Raw genomic sequence first — 11,753 nt, 5'->3', positions numbered from 1 at the left:
TATCGACCAACTCAAATCTATTTGTCATATTGAACACCCAAGACACCGTAGTCCTGTGATTTTTTTTGTTCATCTTGCAGGTGGTTTAGCAGAGAACGCTCTTAAACTACATAAACCAGATAAAAATAAAAAAAATGGAGTAACTGGATCCCCTGCTGATCCATAACTGACGTTAATTAGATTTTTAGTGTATATCCAGTTTATACTGACAATGAGCAGAATATGTTTCAAAAAATTTTAAGTAAGAAGTTGGAACATCGGAAGCCTAGATTAATCCGGGCAACAACTAATCGAGTTTATCTCTCTTGATAAGGATATAAGAACATGCAAGAAAAAAGACACCGTCAACCGCCATCTCATTACAATCAACCGACAACAGTTACTAAGGTAGTTCACCACTCCCATTCAGGACATCCAGGAGCAGTTGTAACACAAACAGCTCCAATGGGTATACCTCAATATAATCCTAATCATTTTTTCCCAATGCAAAAACCAACCAATCTGCACTCTCATGACCATGCTCCTCACATCCATGTCCATAATCCTGGTCATATGCACGGTCATAAATAATATTAAAGCAGGTTCTGGTATTACGTGTTATAGATAGGAAAAGGTTAACACGTGGCGAAAAGCAGCTGTTAACCTTTAAAGCGGAATAAAAACCTGTTCCAAAGTTTAGTTCTTTTGATCAGTTCCCAGCTGGATCACTGGTTTACTTATATGTGAACTGGCGTTTTTCAGATCGGATGGTGCCTTCATTGTGCTTTTAGTGTCATCTCTTAAAGTAGACCCAGTTTTTTTCACCCCGCTTTTCATAGCTCCGGACTTGTTAACAGTCTGAACATCTGTCGGTTTGGCTGCATGAGTTTTAGGTGTATCATGGGAAGCAGTGCTTTTCTTAACAACAGTTGATTTAGATTTAGTATTAGAAGTTTTTTTTGCCTTATTTAAGCTGGAAACGCCACCATGCACAGCACCACTACGTATAGCCGCCTTGCTTGTTTTTGTTATATCAGCCGCTGCAGTAGAAGCTGCATGGGTCATGGGGTTCACCACTGCCTTTGTCTGTTCCAAAGCACGATTAGTATTATCAAGTAAATTATGTTCAAAAATATAAAAAACCTCTTGGACATAATCTAAAACCGTATGAGAATTTTTAATAAAGGCATTCATATTTTTATGCAAAAGTTCTTCTGGTTTACTCATATTTAATAATTCAACTGGAGTAGCAGATAAAGTAAGCTTTTGAATAGTCTTAATATTTAATTCCATTAATTCATTTAATGGTTTAATTAAAGGGTTAGCATTAAGATTTTTAAAATATTGAGTCTGCATGGTAGTCCTTATATTGCATTACATCATATTAATAATAGTCTACCAGAATAATTTGTCAAACAAAAAGACGATAAGATCAAAGTAAATACAAAATATTCGAGGAAACGAGCATCAAAGACATCGTTCATTAAGAAACTAAAAAAACTTGAAGCAAAAACAAATTAGAATTTATTGATATCTGCCACGATTCCTGAAAGGAGCATACAATTAGCTAAGAATTCACCGCGAGTTGCCGTGCCCTTCCCTGATATTGATTTCCCTGAATAATAACATTGATGACAACTACCAGAAATGCCGTACTGAAAGGAACAATTACCAATAAAAGCCAAGGAATTGTAAAATGACTTTCCAGGATTGATGAAGCCAGATATACATTGATTAATACCGCGCTTAAGATAGCAAGAAATCCTGAGTATAGGCCAATTAAAAAAGCCTCGCTGCTACGAATCCATAATAAGGTGATTCGTCTCATTCCCAGAATTTTTAAAACTTGCGTTTCTTGTTGTTTAGTACCGCTGAGAGACAAAATGGCAAGCATCACAATAATCAAACCCGCTAATAATGCAAAGAAAGAAATGAATGTGATTGCATTCGCAGCACTGGAAAGAATGGATTGTACCTTGCTAATGGTACTGGCAATATCAATCAGAGATACATTGGGATAGGTTCTGGTAATCTCAAGCAACAGATTTTGCTTTTCAGGAGACAAATAGAAGCTGGTAATCATGGTTTGAGGAAGATCATCCAATAGACCAGGCTTCAATAGCATAAAAAAATTGGGCTTAAACGACCCCCAGTCTACCTGACGAATACTCGAAACCTGAACATCAACAACTCGGTCAGCAATGGTGAAACTCAATACATCACCTAATTTTAATTTTAAACGTCCAGCGACTCCCTGTTCGACTGAAACCCAAGGCTTATCTGGATCTGAAACCATCCATGCTCCTTGGGCCACTAAATTGTCATCAGGGAGCTGTTCTGACCAGGATAAATTAAGCTCTCTTTGCAAGGCATTAATATTTTTTACTTCATTACCAAATATTTTAGTTACCGATTCATGATTAATCGCAGTAAGTCGTCCACGCAAAACAGGATAAAAGCGCTGTACTTTAATCGCATTGTGCTCCAAAAGGTTATTTAAAGAAGAAACCTGGGATGGCTCCACGTTAAAAATAAAATAATTGGCACTCTGAGGGGGTAATTTATTTTGCCAATCACTAATCAGGTGATTCTTAAGCAACATTAAACTCAGTATACACGCTAACGCAAGGCCAATACCTATAACCTGCATGGCACTGTCCTCAAAGTTTCGCGCAATGTTATTAAAACCAAAACGCCAGTTCAACGGAATACGAACTGTTGTTGTAAAGAAGGAAGCAAACAACAACCACAATCCTGCAAGTGCCACACCTACGAAGATCAGACAGCCACCCAAAACGGTAAGCGTCAGTACAATTGATTGCGTGTAATAATAAGCCAGAATTCCCAAAAGCAATAAAGCCAATCCATAAGTAATATAAGTGCTGTTTTTCCAAATCAAATGTTGCTGACGAAACAGACTCATCGCGCTGATTTTTTTTAGCTGCCAGATATTACCAACCGAAAAACAAAACAAAAGCAGCATCCCTGAAGTAATACTTAAAATAAAAGGACCAAAATCAAATTGTGGTTTTACCTGTGGTAAAAGCCCTTCCAGCCAAATAACAAGTAAAGGCTGAAGAGCATATCCAATAAACGCACCTAGAAGACAGGCCACTATTCCCAAAAGAGCAATGCTGCTCATATACGAGCGAATAATTTGGGCTTGAGTGGCGCCAAAACTACGAAGCAAAGCCACCTGCTTCAAATGGCGCTGGCAATAACGAAGAGAGGCCATACTGATCGCCACACCCGCCAAAACCAAGCTCATCAAAGTACCGAAGTTCAAATAATTCAAAGTACGATTAATCGTATTGGTTACAGAGATATTATTATTTTTGCTGTCTAGCCATTGCTGTTGCCTGGTCAATTTATTGACCAAAAAATGGTGCATTTCATTGAGTTTCTCCTTGGTTCCCTTCATTAACAAAGCATAGGTCAGAACACTGCCTGGTTGAATTATTTTTGTTTTTTCCACATCATTTATATTCATAATGATACGAGGAGAAAGAGAGAACCAATCCCCCATTTGACCCGGCTCATCCCTTATCACCCCATTCACTTTGAACTCTCCCGCGCCAATCGTGATGGTTTTGCCAACATTCGTAGATAATAGTGGAACTAACCTGGGATTCAGCCACACCGTACCTTGCTCAGGAACTGAGGTTTGGGATGCTCCTTGTGCATCATTGAGTTGATGAGCAATCATCACTTCTCCACGCAAAGGGTATGGTGAAGAGACGGCCTTAATTTGCGACAACTGTAATTGCTCCTGCCCTTCAACCATACTTAAGAATGAAAGGGTCGTTGTCGTAGTAATACCGAGTTCATCCGCTTTTTGTTTCCAATTCGAATCAATAGGTGTTGTGCTGGTTAATACAGCATCTGCACCCAGCATGTTGACCGCACCTTGTTCGAGTTGTGCTTGGACACTGTTAGTAAAATGATTCATCGCACTGACGCACGTGACAGCAATAACCAAGACAATGAAGAGCAAAGTCAGCTCTCCGCTGCGCCATTCTCTGATGATGGATTTAACAAACAAAGGGAGACTTAACATACCAGAGTCCCATCAACCAATGGCCAGTGCAACTGACAGCGCATGGCAAGCGATTCATCATGGGTTACAATAACCAAAGTCGTTTGATGATCTTCATTGAGAGAGAACAGTAAGTCCGTTATTGTTGCTCCTGTCTGTTTATCCAGATTTCCAGTAGGCTCATCAGCAAAGAGCACCAACGGAGAAATAGCAAATGCTCTGGCGATGGCAACACGTTGTTGCTCGCCGCCGGATAACTGCGATGGATAATGATGAGCACGCGGATACAGCCCGACTTTATCTAACCAATTCCTGGCAATTTCCAAGGGATATTTCAAATCAATAATTTCCAGAGGCAACATCACATTCTCAAGAGCAGTAAGGTTAGGTAATAATTGAAAGGATTGAAAAATAAAACCAATTCGTCGCGAGCGTAATTGAGCACGTTGATCTTCATTCAATAAAGTAATGTCCTTATCGTCATAATAAATATGACCTGAAGTAGGTAGTTCCAAGCCCGCCATTAAATGAAGCAATGACGTTTTCCCTGAGCCGGATGGACCTGTGATAGCTATGGTAACACCAGCCTTGATTTCCAAATTGATGTTTGTCACTATTGATAAAATCTGATCAGCGCTTTTAACACTGTAAGCGACATTTTGAAGTTTAATTACCCCACTCTGGATAGCCATGAAACTCCTGTACTGCATTTTATTTACTTATTCGTTAATAATAGCACCGCTGCATGCAAAAAATATCGTGGTTATTGGTGATAGTTTAAGTGCTGGCTATGGTATTGACCCGAAAAAAGGCTGGGTTAACCTGTTAGCTACCAAGCTTGCAAAAAGTGAATTTAAAATAATAAACATCAGCACCAGCGGCGATACCACCAGTAATGGCCTGGCAAAACTGGATAACGCCCTGAAGAAGTATGAACCGGCCATTATCATCATTGAGTTGGGCGCAAATGATGGACTACGTGGATTATCCCCCAACCAAATAAAAAGTAATCTTGAAAGCATGTTGAAAAAAAGCAACGCCGTTGGCAGTAAGGTGTTAATGCTATCGACTTATCTTCCCCCGAATTATGGCCCAGCATACACCAGGCAATTCAACCAAATATTTCAGGATGTAGCTAAAACTTATAACGCGACTCTGGTGCCTATGTTTCTTGATGGGGTTGCGGGAAATCCACTCTATATGCAAGACGATAGATTGCATCCGAATGAAAAAGCACAAACACTGATTATGAATAATGTGTGGCCAGCATTGGCTCCATTGCTTTAAAAAAGCAGGCATCAGCCCCCCGACGCACTATAAGTGTTTATAAAACGCATCACAGCAATAAAAAAAACAGTTGTCATTTTTGATGTTCTCAACGAGAATGCGCGCCTTATTATCCAAATTAATTGTTCGGAGTGTAACAATGATTGAAGAAATGCTGGCGGAATTAAAAGAATTAGATAAATTAGCATTAGCCATTGCCAAACGGGTCTGGAAACATTCACCAGAAGCAACGGATTTACAAGGCGTTCCTTTAACTGCAGCAAATATTCAAATCCAGGTTGAACTTCTGGCCGATAAGATAGTTGAGCACTACCCTGATAACAATCCTGTTTTAGTGGGATTAATGGATGGAGCTACTCCATTTGCCGATTTACTAAGACACGCATTAAATCGACGTCAATACGATTATAATTACACCACGATGTCGGTAAGCAGCTATCGTGATACATTGGTTTCAGGTGAATTAGACATGGGCGCCTTACCTAAAGTTACATTGTTCGGCAGGCCTGTAATCGTCCTTGATGACGTGTGCGATACTGGCAAAACCTTAAAAGCAATTAAAAATTTATTTTTAACTCAATACCCTGATTCGGTAAAACTGATGGTACTGGTGAACAAAGGTCAAGAACGACCAGAAGGAATTGATGCGGATTATATCGGATTTGAGTTATCCCATGCATCCTTCATTATCGGAATGGGACTGGATTATTTACAAGAACTAAGAAACACAGACTCAATTAAAGCAGCTAATCCTCAGTACTTACCTAGTCCAGAAGAAAAAATAAAACTGGAGAGAAGAAATTATCTAAGAAAACAGATTGGGCTCTTCATTAAAGCCCAAAATCTAGAAAAACAACAAATCATCGAAACTCAATCTGCTCTGGCTCTTACAGCCCCCTCCACTGCGCTTTCATTTTTTGGTGCCAGTGAACTAGAGAATAAAGACCAGATTGTCGTCTCTTCTGGAGTATCCTTCAGTCCCGGATTGAGTCCAAGCGAAAGTGATAGAACCTAGAGCAATCGTTAGCAAGTCCTGCCCCATAGCCGACACTGCCATTAAGGATTTGGCCGTCATCCTGAGGAGCTAGCGACGAAGGATCTCCCTGGATTCAGGAGATCCTTCGCTATGCTCAGGATGATGTACTTTTCTTAGCTTAATGACAATGCCCATAGCCGACAGGCTATGGATTAAAAGTGCTCTCGACGCAACAAAAATAGCCCGGAGACAGCACCGAGAACTCAGGGAAGCGCATGATACATTTTAATCGGTATCCGCTTTGCGGGGCTTTCCGGATTACGCGCCAGGACTCTATTCTGGCTATTATTGAGACAAATAAATTCTATAATTTATATTAGATTTAGTGAAAAACTAAAATTGAGGTAAAGCTAAAATGAATAAGTCGTCACTATTTGGTTTTTTATTTCTTGGATTATTCAGCTTTAATGAGACAACAGCCTCTTTCATCCTTGAAAGCCCTGCCTTTAAAACCAACACTCTAATTCCTGATTATTACTCCTGTAGCGGTAAAGATATCTCTCCGCCTTTAAGCTGGAAAGACGTTCCAGCCAAGACCCAGTCTCTGGCTGTGGTTGTTCTTGATCCTGATGCGGCTGATGGTCAATGGGCTCATTGGCTCCTCTTTAATATACCGCCCAGTATCAAAAATCTAAAAGCCAACAGCGACCTTCCAGAAGGCTCTGGAATAGGAAAAAACAGTTGGGAAACCGTAGAATACAGAGGTCCTTGCCCACCTATCGGAGCAGTACATCGCTATGTATTTACTCTCTATGCTCTCGATACAACCCTAAGCCTTGAAGACGGTGCCAGCAAAGATGAGGTGTTCAATGCAATGACAGGCCACGTGATTGGTAGTGCAGAATTAGTAGGACTGTATCAAAAACTTCCGACCCCAAAATAACACACCGATCTTAATGCAGTTTTAACGCCGAACGTACCCGCCGCATTAGAAAATTGGCTACAGTCATCACCCCCACTTTCCAGTAGCCAATGATTTTAATCTGATGAGATTTATACAATGACAGGTACACCATTCTTGCGAAAAAACCAGTGATAAACACACTTTTTTCATTATCAAAAATCAGAGAGCCTGTGGTGCCATTTTTGCTTAATGAAACTAAAGAACCGCGATCCACATAATGATAATCCTGCAATGGCTTATTCTTTAAAAAAGCCTTAATCGACTGTGCTAACAAGGTCGCTTGCTGATGCGCGGCCTGGGCGCGCGCAGGAACTTGTTTGCCATCAGAGAGAATACAACAGGCACAATCACCCATAGCAAAAATTGAGTCATCAACAGTAGTTTGCAAAGTCGGTTTTACTTTAATTTGTCCTGCCTTGTTAAACTCAAAATCAGCCATATTTTTTGCTTGTTCCTGTCCTTTAATGCCAGCCACCCAAATAATCATATCAGCAGGGATTAATTGATTATCATGAGTTAACACGCCGTCTTTTTTCACCTCGGTGATACGAGTGTCCGTTAAAATATCAATGCCCATATCGATTAATTGTTTTTGCGTGACCTGAGAAATATTTTCCGGTAAGGGGGATAAAATCCTGGAAGCGGCTTCAATAATATGAATCCTGGCAATATCTTTGGGATCGAATTTCCCTGAAATTAATGCGCTGAGCTGAGATAAAGAAGTACGCAATTCCGCCGCAAGTTCAACACCGGTGGCACCTCCGCCGACAATAGCAATTTGAATAGGTTTTGTATTGTGCTCATAGTGATTTCGAATCAACTGTTGGAACAATACCCGATGAATTTTCTGTGCCTGTTTCTCAAAATCCAGATAAAAACAGAATTCAGTACTTCCGGGGGTATTAAAGTTATTAGTGACACTGCCAAAAGCGAGAATTAATACATCATAAGGAACAGTAAGTTCCTCCGGGCTGTCAATTGCATCGGGATTATGAATGAGCAGTGTTTTATTTACCCGATCAATTGTTTTTAGATCACCTAATTCAAAATGGAAATGATTTTTTTTCGCAATGGTGAGATAGCTCATTTTATCGTAAATATTATTGAGGCTACCTCCAGCTACTTCATGGTATAAAGGCTTCCAGACGTGAGTCAAGGAATGATCTATCAAGGTTATTCGAACAGAATTGTTGCGACGATAAGCACGCGCCAGAGAAACAACCAGCTCCAATCCTCCTGCACCACCCCCCACTACGACAATATTCAAAACTATCTCCAGTGACTGAGCATTTATCGAGTTTATCATTCTTCAATAAATCAAGTATAGCAATTACGAAGAGCCCCAAGCCAGATGACTTTTATATAATCTATAATATAAAAAAATAGCGGAGATTGTTTATGGCATCAGAAGCAGACAATCAGGAAGAATGGATACTGCTAGGAGCAGGCAATTATAATGATGTATACAGAAGTGCTGACAGGAAACGGGTACTTAAGATTCAGAAAAACAAGGCAGATACCGATACCCCAGAACGTTCTGTACGTTTATGGAATATGATCAATCCTCATATGCAACCACCAGCAACTGTTATTGAGTCAGAACACGGTATTGGCTGGGTTTGCCCGTACGTTGAAGGAGTTCAAGCCTCAGATAATGAAATAAGCCTGGGATTGCTTGATATTTATAATAGCTCAGGACGAATAATCGTTGATGCGACCGCCCCTAACAATTTTCTAAGAACACCCCAAGGCAGTGTTGTCTGTATCGATATAGGCATGGCATTACAATTAGAAGATGCTCAACCCAAATTAGCTCCAAAAATGGATGCGCACAGCATCATCAGTGCAGAGGCATGGGCAAAATATAAAGGCCTGTATAATAATTTTTTTCAAAGCGAACAATTTGGTAATCCTCAGGCAATCAAAACAGTAAAAGCCTTGTTATTTATAAAAGAACATCGTCCCGATATATCTGATGTCAGTTTTTTAAAAAATAATACCGACACGATAAGTCAATTAGCAAAAGCATTTGATGAACAAAATTCGAATCAATTAATGGCTAAAAAAATGCAACAATTAAATGTCGCTCAAGATTTCATTGAGCAGGCTATGAATTATGGTGAAATTTCCAAAGCCAAAGAATTATTAAGTGCAGAACGATCACCTACCCTGGAGAGTGTGAAAGAGAGTTGTATTAAAGAACTTGAGCGATACATTAACTCGAGAGGCTCCATTTATGAAGGGACGTTTAATCCTTCTTTTATGACCATGATATTTAGAGATCAACAATTAACCGCTCATAAAGTAAGTATGACTTTACACTTAATAAATGATATTAAAAACGCTAAGTCTTCAGAAGAAATCCATCAACTTATCATAAAAGCCTGTGACAACGATCCCAGTTTATTAAAAGGTACATTTTCCAGTGGTTTGGCAAGCAGTTTGAGCCAATGTGTCTCAATAGTATTTGCTGATATGACTAATGAGCCAATGATAACAAATCAGATTTTTAATTAAGCGATATAGAGATCACTAAAATAAATCCCCGCTAGATTAATTTTAATTGATTAGATACTATGTTCCTCGATTATTCTTAACACCTCAATAAGTTGTGGCAAAATTACTGTCCCGAATTACCGCGAGTGAGCCGCTGTCATCCAAAATAGGAAAAATTCCTCAGATTATTAAGAAGTTACGATGATATATTGCATTATATTAACCGTTTAAAAGGGATTATTAATGAAAAAAAACTATTAACCGCCACTGCAGCCTTGATGTCTATTGCAAGTTATGCAGGAACCATGGGAAACATACAAAAATCCGTTATACATGATGGTTGGATTATTGGGGGAAATATTGGTTATGGTTATTTAGCTTCTCAGGAAGAAGATTTACTCCTTCCCGTAGTGCCGACTATCCCTTCGTCTACGGAAATTCAAACTCAAAACCATGATATTGGTTCTCTAATTGGTGGTGGTTATGTAGGCCGTGATTTTGCTGTCTTAGACCGTCTTGCAATGGGATTTGAGGTAGGTTACAAATATTTAGGGCAATCGAAATATCATACCCGCGCAAGAAATACTATCTCAGATGAATTTATCGGTAGTGATATCAAAGTGAATCAACAAGCTATTGATTTTTTATTGACGGGTAAAATATATATCTGGCAAAGCTTAAATCTTATAGGCAAAGTGGGACCCGCGTACGTTCGCTCACAAACCAAACAAAATTCGAGCTTTAATCTAGGTGGCGTTGTTGGCGGTATGTCTACTGATGCGGCCATTTGGCGTATAAAACCCGAAGCAGGGGTGGGATTAGGCTATACATTTAATAACAACATTGGTATTGATTTAATGTATACCTATATTGGCGGAGTAGATGCCAATGTTACAGGGACTAACCGATATTTTAACCCTGGACCAGACAGAACTCCCGCAGTCTATCAATATAATGCATTGACAGCCGGATTGAGTTATACCTTTGGTTGAAAATACAGATGCAGCCCACATTAGCAATGCCTGATGTGGGTTTAAACAGATTAGTTCAACCTTGCTTATTTGCAGAGTTAACCTGACCTTATCTATTGAAAAGACATATTTGCCTATCTACGACACATGATATGGATAAGCTGCTCTCTATCCAATTTAGAGTATTCGGCAGGCGTAAAATTACAGGCTTCCAAGTACCTGAAGAGATAAGAACCAGTGATTTACGGTTAGTATAACGACAAATTAGCGCACTCCCAGCAGCAGAAATCTCACTCCTAATCCATTCGTCTGATAAATTAATAGAAGCGCCACTTGGTATCATTGGCCCTATGCGATCAATTATATATTTATTATCAATACGTTCTGCTTGCAGAATCTCGCTCACCGAGGGACATACAGGATTTAAAAAAGGAGAAGAACCAAAAGCAATGCCAGAACAAAGGAGACTACATACTAGCCCGTAAATGAAGTTATTCATGCTACATTTCAAAATATAATTCCTTATAATCATTTACTTCATTTAACTCTATACTATAGTTTTCTCCTCACACCAGTCAATTGACGATTCGATTGAACGAAACGTTCGAAAAACCAAGAACCTGATAGAACTTAAGCGAATTGGGCCTTACCCACAGCCATTAAGTTAAGGATTTGGCCGTCATCCTGAGGAACTAGCGACGAAGGATTGATCTCCCAGGATTCAGGAGAGCAACTTCGCTAGGCTCAGGATGACGTACTTTTCTTAACTTAATGGCAGTTTAGGGTCTTACCTGCCCATCACCAAATACTAACCACTTGTAACTGGTTAAAGCCTGCAATCCCATGGGGCCACGAGCATGTAATTTCTGGGTACTGATGCCAATTTCTGCCCCCATGCCAAATTGCCCGCCATCAGTGAATGCGGTTGACGCATTAGCATAAAGTGCTGCTGCATCCACATGATTCATGAAATAATTTATAGCCTCTTTATTCTCGGCAATAATGGCTTCGCTGTGTCCTGAGGTGTACTGCATGATATGTTCT

Annotated in this window: 10 protein-coding genes and 1 pseudogene; 6 read left to right on the top strand and 5 right to left on the bottom strand. The window is 39.7% G+C overall.

The window, feature by feature from the left end; translation table 11 throughout:
• Positions 1–324: 324 nt before the first annotated feature.
• Positions 325–570, top strand: coding sequence for a hypothetical protein (locus Q0495_RS08980; protein ID WP_298625154.1), 246 nt, complete (start codon positions 325–327; stop codon positions 568–570).
• Between the two features lie 105 nt (positions 571–675).
• On the opposite strand, the gene Q0495_RS08975 is transcribed toward Q0495_RS08980, so the two are convergent.
• The 3 genes from Q0495_RS08975 to Q0495_RS08965 form a co-directional block, all read right to left on the bottom strand.
• Positions 676–1,335: a hypothetical protein gene (locus Q0495_RS08975; protein WP_298625153.1), complete on the bottom strand. Its 660-nt coding sequence runs from the start codon at positions 1,333–1,335 to the stop codon at positions 676–678.
• A 211-nt stretch (positions 1,336–1,546) separates the two neighbouring features.
• Complete coding sequence (locus Q0495_RS08970) at positions 1,547–4,036, bottom strand: FtsX-like permease family protein (protein ID WP_298625151.1); 2,490 nt, start codon at positions 4,034–4,036, stop codon at positions 1,547–1,549.
• Positions 4,030–4,701 carry an ABC transporter ATP-binding protein gene (locus Q0495_RS08965; RefSeq protein ID WP_367274403.1) on the bottom strand — a complete coding sequence of 224 codons (672 nt, stop codon included), beginning with the start codon at positions 4,699–4,701 and terminating at the stop codon, positions 4,030–4,032. The genes Q0495_RS08970 and Q0495_RS08965 overlap by 7 nt, the downstream gene beginning before the upstream one ends.
• A gap of 4 nt (positions 4,702–4,705) precedes the next feature.
• Here Q0495_RS08965 and Q0495_RS08960 point away from each other — a divergent pair, with 4 nt between their 5' ends.
• The 3 genes from Q0495_RS08960 to Q0495_RS08950 all read left to right on the top strand — a co-directional run bounded on the left by Q0495_RS08960 (position 4,706) and on the right by Q0495_RS08950 (position 7,221).
• Entirely contained in the window at positions 4,706–5,302 is a 597-nt protein-coding gene (locus Q0495_RS08960) for an arylesterase (RefSeq protein WP_298625148.1), read from the top strand.
• A 139-nt stretch (positions 5,303–5,441) separates the two neighbouring features.
• Positions 5,442–6,317, top strand: coding sequence for a phosphoribosyltransferase (locus tag Q0495_RS08955; protein WP_298625146.1), 876 nt, complete (start codon positions 5,442–5,444; stop codon positions 6,315–6,317).
• A 376-nt stretch (positions 6,318–6,693) separates the two neighbouring features.
• A complete protein-coding gene (locus Q0495_RS08950; RefSeq protein WP_298625145.1) occupies positions 6,694–7,221 on the top strand; it encodes a YbhB/YbcL family Raf kinase inhibitor-like protein in 528 nt (175 codons plus the stop codon).
• Positions 7,222–7,231: 10 nt separating this feature from the next.
• Here the strand turns inward: Q0495_RS08950 and Q0495_RS08945 are convergent, their stop codons facing one another.
• Positions 7,232–8,509: an NAD(P)/FAD-dependent oxidoreductase gene (locus Q0495_RS08945; protein ID WP_298625143.1), complete on the bottom strand. Its 1,278-nt coding sequence runs from the start codon at positions 8,507–8,509 to the stop codon at positions 7,232–7,234.
• Between the two features lie 131 nt (positions 8,510–8,640).
• Here Q0495_RS08945 and Q0495_RS08940 point away from each other — a divergent pair, with 131 nt between their 5' ends.
• The gene (locus Q0495_RS08940; protein WP_298625141.1) at positions 8,641–9,759 is read left to right on the top strand and encodes a hypothetical protein; all 1,119 of its coding nucleotides are present in this window, start codon (positions 8,641–8,643) and stop codon (positions 9,757–9,759) included.
• Between the two features lie 188 nt (positions 9,760–9,947).
• On the top strand, positions 9,948–10,730 hold the full coding sequence (locus Q0495_RS08935) for an outer membrane beta-barrel protein (protein ID WP_298625139.1): 783 nt from the start codon (positions 9,948–9,950) through the stop codon (positions 10,728–10,730).
• Between the two features lie 758 nt (positions 10,731–11,488).
• Here Q0495_RS08935 and Q0495_RS08930 read toward each other — a convergent pair.
• Positions 11,489–11,753, bottom strand: a pseudogene (locus Q0495_RS08930) (gamma-glutamyl-phosphate reductase); the annotation flags it as partial.

The sequence above is a fragment of the uncultured Legionella sp. genome (assembly GCF_937871865.1).
GTDB lineage: Bacteria > Pseudomonadota > Gammaproteobacteria > Legionellales > Legionellaceae > Legionella.
This window is presented reverse-complemented; position numbering and strand designations above follow the sequence as displayed.

Bases quoted from the DNA above. Each gene is read 5' to 3' on its own strand.
- Q0495_RS08980 (WP_298625154.1), top strand. From the start codon at position 325: ATGCAAGAAAAAAGACACCGTCAACCGCCATCTCATTACAATCAACCG.
- Q0495_RS08975 (WP_298625153.1), bottom strand. From the start codon at position 1,335: ATGCAGACTCAATATTTTAAAAATCTTAATGCTAACCCTTTAATTAAA.
- Q0495_RS08970 (WP_298625151.1), bottom strand. From the start codon at position 4,036: ATGTTAAGTCTCCCTTTGTTTGTTAAATCCATCATCAGAGAATGGCGC.
- Q0495_RS08960 (WP_298625148.1), top strand. From the start codon at position 4,706: ATGAAACTCCTGTACTGCATTTTATTTACTTATTCGTTAATAATAGCA.
- Q0495_RS08955 (WP_298625146.1), top strand. From the start codon at position 5,442: ATGATTGAAGAAATGCTGGCGGAATTAAAAGAATTAGATAAATTAGCA.
- Q0495_RS08950 (WP_298625145.1), top strand. From the start codon at position 6,694: ATGAATAAGTCGTCACTATTTGGTTTTTTATTTCTTGGATTATTCAGC.
- Q0495_RS08940 (WP_298625141.1), top strand. From the start codon at position 8,641: ATGGCATCAGAAGCAGACAATCAGGAAGAATGGATACTGCTAGGAGCA.